We start from the raw sequence: 19,076 nt of genomic DNA on the forward strand, positions 1-19,076 counted from the left end.
CCATGCCGCGTCGCCCGGCGCGCGCGTTGCGGACAGCTTGTAGACGCCGCCCAAGGTGGGCTGGTCGTACGCGCAGGCAAGCTTCGTGCCCACGCCCCATGAGCTCACCTGAGCGCCTTCGTCGCGAATGGACTGGATGGCATATTCGTCCAAATCGTTCGACAAGACGATGCCGCAGTCGCTCAAACCCGCCTCGTCAAGCATGCGTCGAGCCATCTTCGCAAGCCACGACAAGTCGCCCGAATCGATGCGAATGCCGCTTAAACGCTCGCCGCGGTCGCGCATCTCGAGACCAACCGTAATGGCGTTTTCAATCCCCTGCTCGACATCGTAGGTATCGACCAGAAGCACGCAGTTCTTCGGAAACGCCTCGGCATAGGAGCGGAAAGCCGTGAGCTCGTCGGGAAACGACATGACCCACGAATGGGCATGCGTCCCCGAAACCGGCAGGTCGAACAGCTTGCCCGCCAGCACGTTCGACGTGGACGCGCATCCGCCCACCACGGCGGCGCGGCTAGCCCACAGGCCGCCGCCCGCGCCCTGCGCACGGCGCAAGCCGAACTCGGCCACGGGGCTTTGAGCGGCCAGGCACACGCGCGCGGCCTTCGTTGCGATAAGCGTCTGGAAGTTCACGCAGTTGAGCAGCGCGGTCTCCACCAACTGGCAATCCATGATAGGCCCGACCACGCGCACGATGGGCTCGTGGGGAAACACGATGGTTCCTTCGGGCACCGCGTCGATGTCGACGTTGAGCCTGAAGGTTCTCAGGTAGTCGAGAAACTCCGGCTTGAACAACGACCCGCCGCCCGGAGCATCGAGCGAGGCCAGATACGCGACATCGTCGTCCGTGAACTCGAACGTATCGACCAGGTCCGCCAGCTGCGCCAGGCCGCATGCCACGGCATAGCCGCCCTTGAACGGGTAATCGCGAAAATACATGTGAAAGCAAGCCTGCGTGTCGCCCTGGCCCGTTTCCCAATACCCCTGAGCCATGGTCAACTGGTACAGATCGGTCAGAAGCTCGTAATCGATCCTCATGAGATCTTGCCCCTCCTAGCTGTTGCTGGCGTTGTCCGCAGAGCCGTTCGATCCGCTCGACGAGCCGTCGCTTCCCGACCGGTGGCTGCGACGACGCGCGCGGCGATGCCCGCCTTCGCCTGCCGGTTTGCCCTGGTCGCTTGCGTTGCGATCCGGACGAGGAGCACCGCCCTGCTTCTGCGGAGACTTCTGCTGGGGCTTCTGCTGACGCAAGCCCGACGACTTCTGGCCGGGACGCGGCCCCTGCTTCTTGGCGTCGCCGGCGCGCGCCGGCTGCTTGGCCTCGCCCGAACGTGGCTGCTGCTTCTTGGCATCGGACGTGCGGGGCTGCTGCTTCTTGGAGCCGCCCTGCTTCTTCTGGCCTTGACCCGGCTGCTGCGACTTCTGCTGGCTGCCCTGGCTCTGGCGGCGCTTGGGGGCTTCGACCGCCTCGGCGGCGCCCGCTTCTCCCCCGACCTTCGTCGAACGACGACGGCGCGGCTTGCGGCCCGAAGGCGAACCGGACTCGGAAACCTTGTTCGAGCCGCCACGACCCCCGCCATTGCGCCCCTGCTGCTTGCCGTTTCCGTTCGACCCGCCGCGCGCGGGCTTCTGCCCACCGCGTCCGGTTCGACGCACGGCGGAAGGATCGGCCAGCTTGTCCGAGCCCGTCAGCTGCGAGGTTGCGAATACCGTGGACTCCCCGGCAACCCCGATAGCCGCCTGGGCCGTCGCGTTCTCCCAAGCCTCCGAGCCCACCACCTTCGGGCGCTGCACGCCTTCCTCGGGCGGATCGAAATCAGCCAGGGGCACCTTCACGGGCTTCTCGCCGTCGACCTTGAGCGTCACCACTTCGCGCGGCACGTCCAGATCGATCACCTTGGCCGTGCCGATAGGGGTTTCCACCTGAGAATTCTGCTTGGGCGCGCGGCTCTTGAAATCCTTGTAGGCATCGAATTCGTAGCGCAGGCAGCACATAAGGCGGCCGCACACGCCCGAGATCTTCTGCGGGTTGAGGGAAAGATCCTGCTCTTTCGCCATGCGGATGGACACGGGGCAGAACTCGCCGCCCAAGCGCTTGCAGCACAGCTCCTGGCCGCAATGGCCCAGCCCTCCCACCATGCGGGCTTCGTCGCGCACGCCGATCTGGCGCATGTCGATGCGCACATGGAAGTACGAGGCCAGCTTTCGCACCAGCTCGCGAAAGTCCACGCGCTCCTCCGCCTCGAAGTAGAAGATGGCTTTGTCGCCGTCGAACAGGTACTCCACCGAAACGGGGTGCATGTCGGCGCTTGCCTCGGCGGCCATCTCCTTGAACACGGGAAGAGCCTCGGCGCTCTTGCGCTCCATGGCGGCCGCTTGAGCCTCGTCCTCGGGCGAAGCGATGCGCTTCACCGGCTTGAGCGGGCTTTTCAGCTTCTTCACCTGAGCTTCGTCAGCCTCGAACACATCGCCCGAAGCCCGACCGAACTCGATTCCGCGCGCGGTGGACACCACCACGCCGTCGCCGGTGCGCACGTCGAGGTCCCCGGCGTCGAACCAGAGCGTTTTGGGATTGTAGTACAGGTTAACAGGCGCTATGCGAACCATGGCGCACCTCTCTATCTTATCCGGGTCGACGTGCCCGAAGCATGGGGCGCGCGACCGTACAGCGTGTCACGAATTTCGAACAGCATCGCGTCGATGCACGTCTCGGGAGATACATTATACGAGATAGCCTCGTCGCAGCGACGCACGCACGCCAACGCCGCGGCAGCGCGCGCCTCGTCGGTAACCGCCGCTGTTTCGGCGATGGACTCGCGCACGTCCACGTTTATGACGAGCTCCGGCGTTTCCGCGCACACGGCCACGACGTCGCGCAGCCACGAGCGCACGACGGCGGTCAGATGCCGCAGCGACTCGAAGGTCTTCGCCGTCAGCTGGCGCTTGTTGCGCGCCTCTATTTGACGGATGGCCGACTTCGCCAGGAAATCGGCGTTCTCGGCCAGCTCCTGCTCCTGTTCGGCCCGCGCCACGTCGAGCGGCGCCTTGACCAGTACCACCAGCTCGCTTGCGAACCCGATGACGTCCCAATCGTCCGCTTTGCGCAGGCAGCCGACCACTTCGAGCACGCGTCGGCGAAAGCCCAAGCGCTCGTTGGACTTGAGGAATTCCACGGCGCGCGTGATGGACCCGTTGCATGCTTCGAGCGCCATGCGGGCCTGTTCGAGCGAGGCGCCCGAATTCTGCACGATGATGCCGGCGGCTTCGCTGGCCGGGATGGTGCGAAACGGCACCACCTGACAACGCGAGAGAATGGTGGGCAGCACGCTTTCGCGCGTACGGCCGAGCAGGATGAGCACGACATCCGACGGAGGCTCTTCGAGCGTCTTGAGAAACGCGTTCGCCGCCTGCACGCCCAGAAGGTCCACGCGATCGAGGATGTATATCTTCTTCTTGGCCTGAATGGGAGCGAACGACGTGTCGGAAACGATGTCGCGAATCTGCTCCACCAAGTACCCGCTGGCACCTTCCGGCGCGAAATAGCGCACGTCAGGATGCTTTTTGCGCATGATGCGCCGACACGCGTCGCATGCGCCGCAGTTGCCGCCGCGCGGGCCTTGCGGACCCTTCGGGCACAGAACCGCCTGGGCGAACGCGTAGGCCGCAAGCGTCTTGTTCGACCCAGCCGGACCCGTGAACAGGTACGCATGGCTCACTTTGTCTTGGGATACCGTGGCGCGCAAGAACTCGCGCACCTTCGGCTGCCCCAGTATGTTCTCGAACGCGTCGGCCACGGATCAGACCCCCTGCGACGCGCCCGGCGCGCTTTCGGCGGACGATCGTAGCCCCGCGCGACCGACCTGGCTGCGCTTCACATCCAGGCGATCGAAAAACGCAGGGTCGCGCTGCTCGACGTCGGCCATCCAGGGAAACAAGTCCTTCAACTGCGAGAACACAGCCGAAGCGGTACGCGACTTGCGATCGGCCGAGGTCACTACGCGAACACGATCGGGATCGCGTCGCGCGATGTCCATGAACGCCTCGTTCACGCGCGCGTGGAACTCTTCGCCCGCGCGCTCGAGGCGATCGGCGCCGCGATGCGTCGCCCGCGCAAGACCCGTGCGCGCCGTGCCGCCCGTGGCCATGAGGATGGTCCGGTCGGGCCGCAGCCCTTGGCAGGCAAAAGCGTTCGCCCCGTCCACGAATTCGCGCGAAAGCCCGCGACCGTATGCCTGGTAGGCAACCGTGGAATCCGTGAACCGGTCGCACAGCACCACCACGCCGCGCGCAAGCGCAGGCGCGATAACCTGCTTCACCAGCTGGGCGCGCGCGGCTTCGTAGATCAGCAGCTCGGCTTCGTCGGTCATGGCGACATTGCGCGGGTCGAGCACCACGGCACGCAGTTGCTCGCCGATGTCGGTGCCGCCGGGCTCGCGCAGGCACAGCACTTCGCGACCGTGCGCGCGCAGCGCTTCTGCTAGAAAACGAATGTGGGTGGTCTTGCCGGCGCCTTCGCCCCCCTCGAACGTTATGAAGATGCCCCGCGGGGCAAGATCTTGCGTTTCGGGCATGCCGCTAATCCTCCACGCAGTCCTTGACCGCCTTCGCCACGCACTCCACTGCGCGCGGGTCGAACGGCTCGGGCATGATGAAGTCCTCGCACAGTTCCTCGTCGGACACGAGCCCGGCCAGCGCTTCGGCAGCCGCCAGCTTCATGGCCTCGGTGATGCGCGTCGCGCGTCCCTCGAGCGCGCCCTTGAAGATGCCGGGGAACGCCACCACGTTGTTGATCTGGTTCGGGAAATCGGAGCGGCCGGTGCCCACAACGCGCGCGCCGGCGGCCTTGGCCACGTCCGGGTAGATCTCAGGATCGGGATTGGCCATGGCGAACAGGATGGCGTCGTCGTTCATGGAGCGAACCATGTCGGCGCTGACCAGGTTCGGCGCGGACACGCCCACGAACACGTCGGCGCCTGCCAAGGCGTCGGCCAGCGAGCCTTCGGCGTCGGACAGGTTCGTTACTTCCAGCATGGCGCGCTGGGCCTCGTTGACGCCCTGGGACTTCGAGCAGATGATGCCGCAACGGTCGACCAGCGTCAGATGGCGGAACCCGTAGCTCAAAAGCAGCTTCGCGATGGCGATGCCCGCCGACCCCGCGCCGTTGACCACCACGCGGCAGTCCTGCTTGCGCTTGCCGGTCAAGCGCAGCGCATTGATGACGCCCGACAGCACCACGATGGCGGTGCCGTGCTGGTCGTCGTGAAACACCGGGATATCGAGCGCCTCGATCAGGCGCTGCTCGATCTCGAAGCAGCGCGGAGCTGCAATGTCTTCCAGGTTGATGCCGCCGAACGACGGGGCCAGGCGCACCACGGTCTCGACGATCTCGTCGGTGTCCTGCGTGTCCAGGCACAACGGCACCGCGTTCACGCCGCCGAACGCCTTGAACAGCGCGCACTTTCCCTCCATGACCGGCATAGCCGCCAAAGGCCCGATGTTGCCCAGACCCAAGACGGCGCTGCCATCGCTGACCACGGCGACGGTGTTCGCCTTCATCGTGTATTCGTACGCAGCCTGCGGATCCTCCGCGATCTTGCGGCACGGCTCCGCTACGCCCGGCGTGTAGGCCAGCGACAGGGCCTCGCGCGTTGCGATGTCCATCTTCGGGACGGTATCAAGCTTGCCGCGCCATTCCTTGTGCAAGCGCAGCGATTCTTCGTTCAAGTTCATGCTCTATCCTTCGGCTGATTTCGGCGATCGCGAACAATTATATACCTTCGCGCGCCGGGAGGGGCGGCCCCGCGCTGCCGGAGGCGCTTTCTTGGGCCGCGCTGATGCAAAAAACACATGCGCGCCCGAAACGAGGCCTGGCGGCATGCGGCGGCGCGGGCATGCCGGCAGCATCGACCGTCCGGGGGAAGCCGGCGCCCGAAGACGAGCGGCGCGGCCGCGCCGCGCCTCCGTGGTAGAATAGCCCGAACCCCAAGCGAAGGAGAACCGCCTATGACGCACCCGCAACGAAAGCCGGGGCCGACCGCTGAAGCGGTGGCCGACGCCGTCTACCAAAGCATCGTCGAATGCGCTGTGACGCTGCGCGAAGACGTTCGAGCCGGCATCGAGCGCGCGAGAGAAACGGAACGCGAGCCGCGCGCGCGGGCAGTGCTGGGCCAAGTGCTCGAAAACGCACGCATCGCGCAGCAGGACGGCGTGCCGATCTGCCAGGACACGGGCACGGTCTGGGTCAGCCTGGAGGTCGGCGAAGACCTCATGCTGCCCGGAAACGCGCTTTCGCTGGTAAACGACGCCGTCGCGCGAGCCTACGCGGACGCGCGCCTGCGCATGAGCGTGGTGCGCGACGCCCTGACCGACCGAACCAACACGTCCGACAACACTCCGGCGTTCACGGAAGTCAGCTTCCGTCCCGGAAAGGGCGCCACCCTGCACGTGATGCTGAAAGGCGGCGGGTCGGACAACGCCTCCCGCGTGGTCATGCTGGCTCCGGGAGCCGGAGCCGAAGGCGTGCGCCGAACGGTTCTCGAATGCGTGCGCGAGAAGGCCGCGAACGCGTGCCCCCCGCTCATCGTCGGCGTAGGCGTAGGCGGCACGTTCGACAAGGTGGCGGGCCTGGCGAAGCACGCGCTGCTCAGGCCGATCGGAAGCCCGGCGGCCACGCCCGAAACGGCTCGGTTCGAAGACGAGCTGTTGCGCGCCGTGAACGCAACCGGCATAGGGCCCGCAGCCCTTGGCGGCTCGACCACCGCCTTGGCCGTGCACGTGGAAACGGCCCCCTGCCACATCGCCGCGCTGCCCGTAGCCGTGAACATGGGCTGCTGCGCCATGCGAACCGCATCCGTCGAGCTGATTTCCTGGAGTGATGAACGATGAACGAGCTTTCACGTTGCGAATCCGACGCCCCTGCGGACCAAAGCGAGCCGAGCGCCGTCCATCTGACGTTACCCCTTGATCGCGAGCAGGTCGGCCGCCTGAAGGCCGGGCAGGAAGTGCGCCTCTCAGGACCCGTCTACACCATGCGCGACGCCGGGCATGCGCGCGCGCTCGAAGCGCTGCGCGCGGACGGGCGCCTGCCGTACGACCTAGAAGGGCAGACGCTGTTCTACGCCGGTCCCACCCCTGCCGCTGCGGGCAGGCCCCTTGGGTCGGTGGGTCCCACCACGGCGAGCCGCATGGACTTCGCCACGCCCGCGCTCATGGATGCGGGCGTGATCGCGTGCATCGGGAAGGGAAAGCGCGCAGCCGACGTCATCGACGCTTGCGTGCGCAACGGCAGCGCGTACTTTGCGGCAGTCGGCGGCATCGCCGCGCTGCTGGCCACCCACGTGGTCGCAAGCGAGACGATAGCCTGGGAAGACCTGGGGACCGAGGCGCTGCGCCGCCTGACGCTGCAAGACTTCCCCTGCTTCGTGGCGGTGGACGCCCAGGGGACCGACCTGTACCGCGCCATCGAGAACGCGCAAGCGTAGCCCGCAACGCATCGGACCGGCGCGTTGCGGCACGAGCGAGCGGAAGCCGAGCAGCCGTCATCCACGTCGAAGGGCCCCGTCATGCGGGGCCCTTCGACGTTAGGATCGGTCGTTCGCGATCACGCTATTTCTTTGCAGCCGGCTTCTTCGCCGGAGCCTTCTTGGCGCTGCTTTTCGCAGGCGCCTTCTTGGCGGGAGCCTTGCCCTTGGCGCCCTTCGCCTCGTCCTGCTCCTTGCCCGGACAATCGAAGTTCGGGCACAGCTTCCAGGGACCGCGGTTCGTGGTGACGATGACCATCGGCGCGCCGCAGTGCTCGCACACCTCGTCGGTGGCGGCAAGGGCGCCGTACTGGGGCAGCGGGTAGCCCGTGCCGCAATCGTCGTAGTTCTCGCAGCGGATGAAGCGCTTCAAGGTGCGGGGGTTCTTCTGCGCGATCAGCTTCGCGGCGATGCCCTTCTCCTTGCAGGCCGGGCACTCGCCCACCACCACGTCGGGTTCTTTGTTGGTGGAGCAATGCGGATCGATGCAGATGGTACGCGGCTTCGAGCGAAACGCCGTCACCTTCACTTGAGGCATGCCGCAGGTCGGGCACGGCTCGGGCACAGCCTCCACCTTGCCCTTCGGCAAGGGGTAGGTCACGTCGCAATCGGGCCAGCCAGCGCAGCCGATGAACATGCTGCGCGTCTTCTGCGACGCGCGCAGCTGCAGGTCCTTGCCGCATTTCGGGCACGGCCCCACGTACGCGTCGGCGGCCACGGCGTCGGCTAGGGCATCTTTAACCTCCTCCGAATGCGGCAGCAAGCTGGCCAGCTGCTCGGCCAGAAGGTTGCGGCTCGTGGTGACCACGTCGGTCTTCGTGGTGCGTCCTTCGGCGATGCGGTCCATCTCCTCTTCCAGCTCGGCCGTCATCTCGGGGTGCGTGATGTGCGGGGCGAACTTGTCGAGCGCGTCGCATACGGCCATGCCCAGCTGGCTGGGTTCGATGGGGTCGTTCTGGATGTACTTCACCGTGTACAAGCGCTCGATGATGGCGTGGCGCGTGGACTTCGTGCCCAGGCCCAGCTTCTCCATCTCCTGGATGAGCTTGCCTTGGCTGTAGCGCGCGGGCGGCTCGGTCTGCTTCTTCGTGCAGGTGGCACCGCCGAACGCGATCGCCTGCCCCTCGGAAAGGACGGGCAGCTGCTCGTCCTTCTTCAGCCCGTAGGGGTAGATCGCGCGGAACCCGGGCTTCACCAGCACGTCGCCCTTCGCAACGAACGGCTCGGCGTTCACGTCGAGCGTGACCTTCGTGCCCTCCACCACGGCAGGTTCGGACAGCGTGGCCAGGAACCGGCGCGCGATCAGGTTGTACAGCTTGTAGTCGGCGGGCGCCAGGTCGTCAGGAGTGGCTTTTGCCGTGGGGTAGATAGGCGGGTGGTCCGTCGTCTCCTTCTTGCCGCGCGTAGCCGTGAGCTGGTCTTTCGCCAACAGCTCTTTGCAATACGGCGCGTAAGCCGGATTCCCGGAAATAGCCTTCACGGTTTCCGCCAAATCGAGCGAAGACGGGTACACCGTGTTGTCGACGCGCGGATAGGAGATGTAGCCGTCCATGTACAGGCTCTCGGCGATGCGCATCGTGCGCGCAGGGCTCAGGCCTTCGGCGGACGCCGCCGCCATGAGCGACGTGGTGTTGAACGGGGCCGGCGGCTGCACCGTGCGCTTGCGCTTCTCGATCGAGGCCACCGTGGCGCTTGCCGCGCCGTCGACGTGAGCCATGACGGCGTTGGCCTCGGCTTCGCTCTTGAAGCGCGCGGTGGCATGCGGCGCCTCGAACGCGTCGGGTTCGGCCCCGAACGCGCCTCGGATCACCCAGTAGTCCTCGGGAACGAACGCAAGGCGCTCGCGCTCCTTCGCCACGATGAGCGCGAGCGTGGGCGTTTGCACGCGGCCGGACGAGCGCACGTTGCCGTACCCTGCGAATTTGACGAGCGTCAGGTAGCGCGTGAGCACCGCGCCCCAGATAAGATCGATGTCCTGGCGCGACGCGCCGGCGCTCGCCAGGTTCACGTCAAGCTCGACCAGGTTGTCGAACGCATGCGTGATCTCCTCTTTCGTGAACGCCGAATACCGCGCGCGCGACACGGGCGCAGTCGGGTTCACCTCTTGCATGCAGCTGAGGGCGTCGCTCCCGATCAGTTCGCCCTCTCGGTCGAAGTCGGTTGCGATCACGATGGAGTCGGCCTTTTTCGCCAGGTTCTTCAAGGAGCGGATGATCTCTTTTTCCTTGGGGAGCTTCTTGATGGGCGCGTACACCAAGTACGGAAGCGCATCCATCTTCCACGCCTTCAGCTCCACGCCGTCCTCGGTGAAGGGCTTCTTCTTTTTGAAAGGGGGCTTCGCAAGCGTGTCGGGCAGGTCCGCGGGAAACGTCTCCCCCTCCTCGGTGACGCCTTGCCAGCCGCCGCGCTTCTTGTACACCATGGCGGGAGTGAAATCGGGCTCCAGGATGTGGCCGCGCAGGCCGATGGTCACCCATTCCTCGCCTTCGACGTCGAATCGGTACACCGGCGTGGAGTACACCTTGTCCGCCTTCGGTTTCTTCACGCCGAGCAAATCGGCGATCTTCTGAGCCGCGTCGTTCTTCTCGGTTACCACCAGCTTCACGCGGTTCCCTCCTGTCTAACCAGCCGCCTTGGCGGCCTCGCATCGTTCACACGGTTGCCCCACCTATTTATTAACGTGTGCGGGGATGAAAACGCGCAAAAGCGCGCTTGCGACGCGCCGTCCGCGACGCAATAGACGCTAGCATACACGATTTTGAGCGAAGGGAGGAGAACTTTACCCAAGCCGAAACGAACCCGACGCCCTTCGCGCGGGCGCTGGCCCGCTGTGCGGCAGGCGTCGCACGGCGTGCGCTTCGCGGCCGAAGGGCCAGTTCCGGAAATCGAGTGGGGATTTCGTCCCCAGGCTCTGAAGATGGAGCGGACGTTTCATGAAGCGATCGATTCTCGTATAGGCTATGGTTCGGGATGGCCGCCGAACAGCCCAACAGCCGTTCTCCATCCGATCCAGAAAACGCACCACCGGCGGCGCCCTCGTAGCCCGAGCTCGAAAGGAGACACCTTCGATGAAGAAAGTTCTCGGCGTATTCCTAGGACTCATCGCCCTGCTCATAGCTGGCTCGGTCGCCCTGCTCATGGCGCCTTCCCCAAGCGGAGGCTCTGCCTCGGATCCGGTCTCATCGCTGGTCAGCGACGTGAAGAACAATGCCGCGAACGCGGCCATCGACGCATCGGGCATCAAGTCGAACGTGCAAGACGCCCTTGCCGCGAACAGCGAGGCCATCGCCAACGCAACCGGTTTGAGCACGGCGCAGGTGGAAGAAGCCGTGGCCAGCTTGAACATCGACAGCTGGAAAGCTTCCTCGTTGCCCGCAGAGGCATCGCCGACGGGTTCGTTCGGCGGCACGTACGGCGGAGTGGAAGCGTCGGTCACCACGTACGACAACCCCGGCTACGTGACCGTGGAAGCCTACGGGCAGCGCATCACGCTGACAGTTCCCGAAAGCGCCCAGCAGTACCTGCCCCTGCTAGGATCCCTGCAGTAGAAGGCCCTACGGCGCCAAAGCGACACGGCCGGAACTCGCGCCCCGGCCGTGTCGGCGTGTCTGGAACCCGCCCCGAAGCGCAAAGACGCTACGCGGTGCGAGCCTGCTTGATCTTTCGCTGGTACGCACGCACGATCTGGGACAGCGTGAAGCACACCACGAAGTACACCAGAGCCATGATGCCGAAGATGACGAAGATCTGAGCCGTGGAGTTGTAGCTGTTCATGAGGATCATGCCGCGGCCCATGAGCTCTTGCAGAGCCATGGCGCCCCACAGGTAGCTCGTATCCTTGATGGTGGTCACGAATTGGGAAAGCAGCGCCGGAACCATGTTGCGCAGCGCCTGCGGCAAGATGATCAGCACATAGGTTTGCGCCCCGGAAAAGCCCTGGCTCTTCGCGGCCTCGTACTGCCCGAACGGCACGCTCGCCAAGCCGCCGCGCACGATCTCGGCCACGCTGGCGCTGGTGAACAGCGTGAAGGCCAGGACGGCTGCGCCGATGGGCGGCAGCTGCGCCACGAAGAACGTGAACATGATCCACAGCAGAAGCGGCGTGTTCTTGAACACCTCGATGTACACGGTCGCAACGCCGCGCAGCACGCGGCTCTTCGACGTGCGCATAACCGAGATGAGGGTTCCCAGCACCACCGAGCACGCGATGGCGAGCGCAGATATGAGCAGCGTCATCCCCAAACCCTGCAGGAGAAAGCGCATGTTCACCCACGTGAACAGAGCGGCGATATCGCTCATCGGTCCTCCTCCCGTCCTTCTTCATCGGTCGCGCCCTTGCGCTCCGAACGCTCCGCCTCTTCGCGAGCGGCAGCGCGTCGCTGCTCCAAGCGGCGCAGGGCCCTCGAGCGGCCGGTCCTCGTGTGCATGGCGCGTCGTGCGCACGCTTCGTCGCCTGCGCACGACGCGACGATCTCCTGCGCGATCTCCCGGCCGATGTCGTCTGCGATCTCAGCCGCTTGCTTTCCGGTGAACGCCTGCTCAAACGGCCCACGCGCGCCTTGCATCGCCCCGTCTGCGTCTTCGCCCAGCACGTGCAGCGGATGGCGCGGCGACGGAGCCACGCGAGCAGGCGCTATATCGACCGTGCCCAGCATGGTGTCGACTCCGCCGGCCATGGCGTCGGCAGCCGCACGACCCGTGATGTCGTGCGATCCCGGCGTGACTTCGAGCACGTCCTCGGACAGCTCTTCCGTCGCGTCCCCGGTAGCCACGTGCCGATGCGCGCGCGTCCGACGCTCCAGATACAGCGCCAAGCGCGACAACGGAAAACAGATGATGAAGTACAGGATGGCGGCAACCACGTAAGCGGGACCGTAGTAGCTGGTGGATCCCGCAAACGAGTTCGCGAAGTACATAAGCTCGCCACCCGCGATCAACGCGAGCACCGACGTGTTCTTCACAAGGTTGGCGGCCTGCACCGCCAAAGGCGGCATGATGATGCGAATCGCCTGCGGCAAAATGATCACGAACATGGTCTGCCAGTACGAGAACCCCTGGCTTTTCGCCGCCTCGAACTGGCCGCGATGGATGGAACCGATGCCCGAACGCACGACCTCCGAAATGTAGCCGCCATGATAGATGCCGATGGCCAGCACGCCGATCCAGAACGCCGCAAGCGACAATCCCAGAAGCGGGAATATAGCGTAGAACACGAACACCTGCAAAAGCAGGGGCACGTTCTGCACGACCTCCACGTACACGCGCGTGATCCAGCGAAACACCGGCATGCGGGACACGGACAGCACGCCGAACACCACGCCCAGAACCAGTGCGATAAGCAGCGCGAGCACGGAAATGCCGACGGTCATGCCGAACGCGGACAAGATGTCGGGCCAACGCTGGAAAAGCGCCTCCCACTTGAACGGAGCGAAGATATCAAGCATGCGATCCGCCCCCTTGCGCAGCTGCGGCGCCGCCTGAAACCCCGTCTTCGGAAAGGCCCCAGCGCGCATACAGCTCGTCAAGCGTGCCGTCGGCCTGCATGGCGGCGATAGCGTCGTCCACCTGCGCCGCCAGCTCGACGTTCGACTTCTTCGTGGCCACGCCGTACTCCTGCGGAGCGAACTGCGTGGTAAGCAGCATGGTCGAGTCGTCCACATAGCCGTTCAGGATCGACCGGTCTACCGAAAACGCATCAACGCGCCCCGTGACCAGCGCTATCTTGATTTCGGGATAGGTGGAGTACTCCGCGAAGCGCATGTGGATACCAATCTCGTCGCCGGCCTGCGCAAGCTTTTCGCGAGTCGTGGCGGAAAGCGCCACGCCCACCGTCTTGCCGTCAAGCCCGGCAAGATCGGCGATGCCCGAGGACTTCTTCACCAGCACGCCGATATGGTCGGTGTAGTACGGACGCGAGAAATTGTAGCTTTTCTTGCGCGTCTCGGTGATGGTGAACGTAGCCAACGTGGCGTCGAGCGTGCCGTTGTCGAGCATTGCCCCGCGCGTGGTCACGTTCACGCCGGTCACCTGCAACGCGTCGGGGCTGCCCTTGATGCGACGCGCCAATTCGCGCGCAATGTCCACTTCCATGCCCTCGATGGTGCCCGTTTCAGGATTCTGGAAGCCGAACGAGGGCACGTCGATCTTGGTGCCCACGCGCAGCACGTCCGCGCCGGACGCGCACCCGGCAAGCGAGCCCGCCGCCCCGCACAGCGCGATCGACCCTACCCCCAGGGCGGATGCGCGCAAGAATGTCCGTCTTGTGATCACGATGCGCCTCACAAGATCTTGGACAAGAAGCTCTTGATGCGCTCGTTGTCCGTTTCGTCGAAGATGTACCGAGGACTGCCCTGCTCGACCACCAGGCCGTTTTCCATGAACACGACCTTGTCGGCCGCTTCGCGCGCCAAGCCCATCTCATGGGTGACCATGACGATGGTCATGTTCGTTTCCGCCAGGGACTTGATGACGTCGAGCACTTCCTGCACCATTTCGGGATCGAGCGCGCTCGTCGGCTCGTCGAGCAGCATGATCTTGGGATGCATGTTGAGAGCGCGCGCGATGGCCACGCGCTGTTGCTGGCCGCCCGACAGCTGATCGGGGTACTTGTCCACCTTGTCGATCAACCCCACGCGCTCCAAATAGGCGCGCGCCGTTTTCTCGGCCTCGGCCTTCGGCACCTTGAGCACCTTGATGGGCGCCAACGTGACGTTCTCCAGCACGGTTTTATGGGGATACAGGTTGTAGCTTTGGAACACCATGGCCACGTCGCGCGCGAGCGCCCGGCTGTTCACCTTGCGATCGCCCAGGTTCATGCCCTCGACCACGATGGTCCCCGAATCGGGAACCTCCAACCCGTTGATGCATCGGATCAGCACGCTTTTGCCCGAACCCGACGGCCCGATGACGACGACCTTCTCGCCCTCAGCCACCTCGAGCGAAACTCCTTTGAGCGCCTCGACCGCACCGAAGCTCTTCACGATGTTTTGAACTGAAATTGCGTTTTGCACGCCCCGCACCTACGCTTTCGCCCTGCGGGGGGCCGGACGCGAACGCGCCTTGCACCCTCCATCGATGATCTGAATGCTTCGATGGTATCAAAGCGACCACGCCCCTGAGAGGAGAACAGGTTACGAAACCTTGACGGCTCGCTCGAAAGGTAAACGGCCGTGCAACCCGAGGCGAAACCCCGCCCCGACCCGCACCGCTTGCCGCTGCGAGCCCGCCAGCGAAGGGAATGCGACCGAGCGATTACTTTTAATCATTACCTTTGCTATACTAATTAATCGTTTGAGGAAACGGCGCAACCGAATCGGGCGAGGAGCCGGTGCATGAAAAACATGCTTTCGCGTCTTGCAAGGACGTGGGCCGCCATCGCGACGGTCGCCATGATCGCGGCGTGCTCGCTGCCTGCAACCGCCATCGCGCACGACGGATCCGCCGACGCCGTATCCGACCACCGCATCATACGCGTAGGCTGGCCGATCCAGCCGGGATTGTCGGAATCGGACGGACACGGTTCCTATTCGGGCTACACCTACGACTACCTCGAGCAAGTGGCGCAGTACACCGGATGGAGCTATCAATTCGTCGAGGCCGAAGGAAGCATCAACGAGCAGCTCACCACCCTGTTGGCCATGATGGAAGCGGGCGAGATCGACATCATGGGAGCCATGGCGTACAACGATTCGCTGGCGCAGCAGTTCGATTACGCCACCAACTCGTACGGAGCGGCCACCTCTGCCCTGCTGGCCGCCAGCTCCAACGACAATCTGACCGAAACCAATATCTACCTGCAAGAAAAACTCCGCGTCGCGTTCAACGGACCATCCCCTAAGTCCCATTCCGGCGCCCAGATGTTTTGCGACGCAAACGGCATCCAGATGGAAGCCGTCGAGTGCGACAGCATCCAAGCGCAGATAGACGCCGTGCTGTCGGGAAAAGCCGACGTGCTTACCGGCGTGGACATATCGCCCATCGAAGGCATGCACGTCGTGGCGTCCATGGCCTCCAATCCGTTTTACTTCGCCGCCTCGAAAGGCGAGAAAGACATCGTCGCGTCCCTCAACGAGGCCATCGTTCAAATCGACAGGGCCGAGCCGATGCTGCAGCACGACCTGTACGCGAAGCACTTCGACACGCACCAGGGATCGACCGGGCTTGCCAAGGACATGCGCGCGTTCGTTGCCCAAGCCGGCACGATCCGCGTCGGGTATCTGGCGGGCGCGGCGCCCGTCCAAGACGTCGACGAAAAAACCGGGCTGCCCGTGGGTGCCTCGAAAGCGGTGCTCGACTACATCGCCGAGTACACGGGGCTCTCCCTGGAGATCGTCCCCGTTACGGGCGAACTCAACTGGGACGAAGCTATCCAGGAGTTCGACCTGGACGCCATAGCCGGCATCGTGCACGACTTCCCCTTCGCCCACCAGCACAACCTGTCGCTGAGCACCCCGTACCTCTCGTCCTACCAATGGATCGTAACTCGCAGCGGCGTCAACGCCTCCAATTTGACAGAAGGTCGCGCCGCGTTGATCCGCAGCGCGACCTGCGAAGAAGCGGACCGAGAGAACGCGCTCGTCTGCAACACGCTTGAAGACTGCGTCGAAGCCGTCGACACCGGGCGCGCCGACTACACGTACGCAGACGGCTACAGCGGGCCTTACTTCGAGAACATGGAAAGCTATCCCAACGTCACCGCCTACATGAACCCCAACGAAGAGAACAGCATCTGCTTCGCGTTCGCGTCCTCGAGCGACCATCGCCTGCTGCGCGTGTTCAACGAGGCGATCCGGCAGATGCCCGTCGGGATAGTCAACGACAGCATCTACGCCGAAGCCCTGCAGGAGAATCAGATGACCTTCGTGCAATTCGCCGAAGCGCACGTAAAAGAGATCGCGTTGATCAGCCTTGTCGTGGCAAGCGTCATCATCGCGCTGTCGATAGGCTACGCGCGAAACCGCGCGAAAGCCCTCGAGATCACCCGTGCCGAAAAAGACCGCCTGAAAGCGGTTGCCGAACGCGACGGCCTGACCGGGCTGCTCGGCGTAGGCGCGTTCAAAAACGAAGCGCAAACGCTGGTCGACCGAAACAACGTGGGCGCGTTCGTCGTAGTGGACATCGACGACTTCAAAGTTGTGAACGACACCTACGGGCACAAGGCGGGCGACGAGTCGCTGTGCCTGCTGGCCAGCATGATGAAGGAAACCTTTCGCGAAGACGACCTGGTCTGCCGCTTCGGCGGCGACGAGTTCGCCGTTTGCCTGGCCGGGATGGTCAGCGCGGATGCGCTTGAAAAACGCTGCCGAGAGCTGCTCGTGCGCGTAGCGACCGCTTCAGCCGAGGCGGGTCTTCCCTTCAGCGTGAGCATCGGAGCCGTGCGCGCACGGGGCGGCGAGAGCTACCTGGAGTTGTACGACCAGGCGGACAAGGCCATGTACGAAGCGAAGCGAGCGGGCAAAAGCGGCTTCTTCGTCCTCTAGCCTCTGCGCATCGACAGGACGCCGGAAACCCGCCGGCAAACCGAAACCGACAAGAACCGCAAGCCGGCCCCTTCCGCCAAGCCCTCGAACGGCTCTCTTTCGAACGACGAAGCGCCTAGCGCGCGAACATCAGGCGTTCGCTGTCGAACATGCGCTGCAAAACCAGAACGCCCGCCCCCGTGTACGCGAGGTTGGAAGCTACGCACAACGCCACGTTCATCGGTTGGAAATCAAACGTGAAAATGGAGATCATGCACTGCACGCTGTTGTACAGCGGTATGAGGTAGAACTGCGGCTCCGTCTGCGTTGCGCCCCCGAACATGCCCAAAGCGCCCACGAGCATCACCACGATCATGAGCGGCGTCAGGTACATGGACGCTTCCTTGGTCGTGCGCGCCAACGCCGAGACCATCGTGATGAGAACGACCACGACCAGCGTCGTGGACGCGATGACCAATGTGAGCAAGACGTAGTCGGAAACGCCGTACACGCTCATGCTCACGCTGCCCTGCATGATGCTGGGCAGCCCCGCGAATATGCCGATCGCGCTCGATGCGGCAATCAGCAAGCCGATGATCGACACGGCGAGCACCTTTCCCAATGCGATGTCGCGCCGACGAACCGGCGTCGCCAGAAGCGTTGCCATGGTGCCGCGCTCTTTTTCGCCGGCAACCGACTCAGCTGCCACGGACATGCAGCTGGTGAACAGCAAGATAAGCAACAGCATGGGCACGATCGACACCACGACGGAACCGGCCACGTCGCGCTCTTCGGCAACATCGTAGGACGCATCGCCGACGTTCACGTCGAACCGGTTCGACAGCGACGACTCGTAGGCGTCGAGCGCGGCCTTGAGCGCGGAAAACGCCTGCACCGAATCGGGATCCGTGGAATTGCGGTACAGTTCCACGCGAGGCGCCGCCGTGCCCGAAGCGGGATCGTAGGCCGCGACGGACTCGTCGAACCCTTCGGGGAACAGGGCGAACGCCTTGACGTCCCCTTGCTCGATGGCCTCGCGCATCCGATCGGCGTCGGGCAGGGAGCTCTCCTTCACGACATCGATGCCCGCCGCGTCCGCCAGCGCTTCAAGGCTGGCGGGTTCGTTCACCACGGCAACCACGGGCCGTTTGGCGGCATCGGGCTGGAACATGCTGCCCATCGCATCGCCCATCACCGTCCACACGACGAATATCAGCAGACCGGGCAAAACGATGGAAACCAGCGCGGACACGCGGTTGCTGAAGAACTTCGCAAGCTCCTTGCGTGCAATGGTGAAAGCGCCGTTGCTCATGATTCCCTCCGAACCGCCGCCGCGTACAAATCGAAGAACGCGTCTTCGAGCGAGCGCCCGTGCGTGACGTCGGGCAGCGTGCCGCATGCGGCCATGCGCCCGTCGATCACGATGCCCACGCGATCGCACACCTTCTCGACCAGGGTGAATATATGCGTGGACAGCAAGATGGTCTTGCCCTCCCCTTTCATTTCCACCAAGAAGTCCGTGACCGTCTTGGCCGTAAGGACGTCAAGGCCGTTGGTGGGCTCGTCGAACACGATGATCGACGGATCGTGCGCGACCGACACCGCAAGCGAGGTCTTCTGCTTCATGCCCGTGGACAGATCGGCCACCTTCGTTTGCGCAAAACGATCGATGCCGAAGCGCTCGAACAGGGCGCGCTTGCGTTCGTCGCGCACGGCGGGATCAACGCGATGCAGCTCGCTGAAGAAGTCGAACAGGTAATCGGGAGAGAACACGTCCTCCAACTTGAGGTCGCTCGTGAGAAACCCGATAGAGCTGCGCACGCCCACGGGGTCGGACACGACCGACCTTCCGTCGATGAGCGCATCGCCCTGATCGGGCTTGACCAAGGCCGCCAGCATGCGCAGCGTGGTGGTCTTGCCGGCTCCGTTCGGACCCAGCAACCCGAAGATCTCGCCGTGCTGCACCTCGAACGACAAGCCGTCGACAGCCGTCTTCATCCGACTGTCCGTTCGCTCGATCTTGCGCTGCTTCGCGGAAAGCCTGAACGACTTCCGAAGGTCCTGCGCCGTTATAGCCGCTCCCAAGATATGCCCTTTC

The 19,076-nt window shown here is 64.3% G+C and carries 16 protein-coding genes; 4 read left to right on the top strand and 12 right to left on the bottom strand.

The features are described from left to right. The 5 genes from ACMNI9_RS00355 to ACMNI9_RS00375 form a co-directional block, all read right to left on the bottom strand. On the bottom strand, window positions 1–1,038 hold a 1,038-nt coding region (locus ACMNI9_RS00355), incomplete at its 3' end, for a nicotinate phosphoribosyltransferase (protein WP_418830207.1). A gap of 15 nt (window positions 1,039–1,053) precedes the next feature. Next, entirely contained in the window at window positions 1,054–2,607 is a 1,554-nt protein-coding gene (locus ACMNI9_RS00360; protein WP_418830210.1) for a PSP1 domain-containing protein, read from the bottom strand. Between the two features lie 11 nt (window positions 2,608–2,618). Continuing rightward, window positions 2,619–3,794: a DNA polymerase III subunit delta' gene (gene holB / locus ACMNI9_RS00365; RefSeq protein ID WP_418830212.1), complete on the bottom strand. Its 1,176-nt coding sequence runs from the start codon at window positions 3,792–3,794 to the stop codon at window positions 2,619–2,621. Between the two features lie 3 nt (window positions 3,795–3,797). After that, a complete protein-coding gene (tmk, locus tag ACMNI9_RS00370) occupies window positions 3,798–4,571 on the bottom strand; it encodes a dTMP kinase (protein WP_114567938.1) in 774 nt (257 codons plus the stop codon). A 4-nt stretch (window positions 4,572–4,575) separates the two neighbouring features. Next, a complete protein-coding gene (locus tag ACMNI9_RS00375) occupies window positions 4,576–5,730 on the bottom strand; it encodes an NAD(P)-dependent malic enzyme (protein ID WP_418830214.1) in 1,155 nt (384 codons plus the stop codon). A 273-nt stretch (window positions 5,731–6,003) separates the two neighbouring features. On the opposite strand from ACMNI9_RS00375, the gene ACMNI9_RS00380 reads away from it, so the two are divergent. Continuing rightward, complete coding sequence (locus ACMNI9_RS00380; RefSeq protein WP_418830216.1) at window positions 6,004–6,885, top strand: fumarate hydratase; 882 nt, start codon at window positions 6,004–6,006, stop codon at window positions 6,883–6,885. Continuing rightward, the gene (locus ACMNI9_RS00385; protein WP_216529809.1) at window positions 6,882–7,481 is read left to right on the top strand and encodes a FumA C-terminus/TtdB family hydratase beta subunit; all 600 of its coding nucleotides are present in this window, start codon (window positions 6,882–6,884) and stop codon (window positions 7,479–7,481) included. The genes ACMNI9_RS00380 and ACMNI9_RS00385 overlap by 4 nt, the downstream gene beginning before the upstream one ends. Before the next feature lie 124 nt (window positions 7,482–7,605). Here ACMNI9_RS00385 and ACMNI9_RS00390 read toward each other — a convergent pair whose 3' ends face one another. Continuing rightward, window positions 7,606–10,125 (bottom strand): DNA topoisomerase I, encoded by a 2,520-nt coding sequence (locus ACMNI9_RS00390; RefSeq protein ID WP_418830219.1) that lies wholly within the window; start codon window positions 10,123–10,125, stop codon window positions 7,606–7,608. A gap of 463 nt (window positions 10,126–10,588) precedes the next feature. Between ACMNI9_RS00390 and ACMNI9_RS00395 the strand changes: the two genes are divergently transcribed. Further along, entirely contained in the window at window positions 10,589–11,068 is a 480-nt protein-coding gene (locus tag ACMNI9_RS00395; RefSeq protein WP_418830222.1) for a hypothetical protein, read from the top strand. A gap of 88 nt (window positions 11,069–11,156) precedes the next feature. Here ACMNI9_RS00395 and ACMNI9_RS00400 read toward each other — a convergent pair whose 3' ends face one another. The 4 genes from ACMNI9_RS00400 to ACMNI9_RS00415 are packed head-to-tail and all read right to left on the bottom strand — an operon-like array spanning window position 11,157 to window position 14,530. Continuing rightward, complete coding sequence (locus ACMNI9_RS00400) at window positions 11,157–11,819, bottom strand: amino acid ABC transporter permease (protein ID WP_418830225.1); 663 nt, start codon at window positions 11,817–11,819, stop codon at window positions 11,157–11,159. Then, window positions 11,816–12,964 carry an amino acid ABC transporter permease gene (locus ACMNI9_RS00405; protein WP_418830227.1) on the bottom strand — a complete coding sequence of 383 codons (1,149 nt, stop codon included), beginning with the start codon at window positions 12,962–12,964 and terminating at the stop codon, window positions 11,816–11,818. Before ACMNI9_RS00405 ends, ACMNI9_RS00400 begins: the two co-directional genes overlap by 4 nt. Continuing rightward, on the bottom strand, window positions 12,957–13,790 hold the full coding sequence (locus ACMNI9_RS00410; RefSeq protein WP_418830229.1) for a transporter substrate-binding domain-containing protein: 834 nt from the start codon (window positions 13,788–13,790) through the stop codon (window positions 12,957–12,959). The genes ACMNI9_RS00405 and ACMNI9_RS00410 overlap by 8 nt, the downstream gene beginning before the upstream one ends. Before the next feature lie 8 nt (window positions 13,791–13,798). Continuing rightward, the gene (locus ACMNI9_RS00415; RefSeq protein ID WP_114567931.1) at window positions 13,799–14,530 is read right to left on the bottom strand and encodes an amino acid ABC transporter ATP-binding protein; all 732 of its coding nucleotides are present in this window, start codon (window positions 14,528–14,530) and stop codon (window positions 13,799–13,801) included. A 321-nt stretch (window positions 14,531–14,851) separates the two neighbouring features. Here ACMNI9_RS00415 and ACMNI9_RS00420 point away from each other — a divergent pair, with 321 nt between their 5' ends. Then, entirely contained in the window at window positions 14,852–16,999 is a 2,148-nt protein-coding gene (locus ACMNI9_RS00420) for a diguanylate cyclase domain-containing protein (RefSeq protein WP_418830231.1), read from the top strand. Window positions 17,000–17,114: 115 nt separating this feature from the next. On the opposite strand, the gene ACMNI9_RS00425 is transcribed toward ACMNI9_RS00420, so the two are convergent. Continuing rightward, window positions 17,115–18,290, bottom strand: a complete 1,176-nt coding sequence (locus ACMNI9_RS00425; protein ID WP_418830233.1) for an ABC transporter permease — start codon at window positions 18,288–18,290, stop codon at window positions 17,115–17,117. Further along, on the bottom strand, window positions 18,287–19,063 hold the full coding sequence (locus ACMNI9_RS00430; protein WP_114567928.1) for an ABC transporter ATP-binding protein: 777 nt from the start codon (window positions 19,061–19,063) through the stop codon (window positions 18,287–18,289). The genes ACMNI9_RS00425 and ACMNI9_RS00430 overlap by 4 nt, the downstream gene beginning before the upstream one ends. Between the last annotated feature and the right edge of the window lie 13 nt (window positions 19,064–19,076).

This window comes from Paraeggerthella sp., from assembly GCF_048427265.1.
Classification (GTDB): Bacteria; Actinomycetota; Coriobacteriia; order Coriobacteriales; family Eggerthellaceae; genus Paraeggerthella; species Paraeggerthella hominis.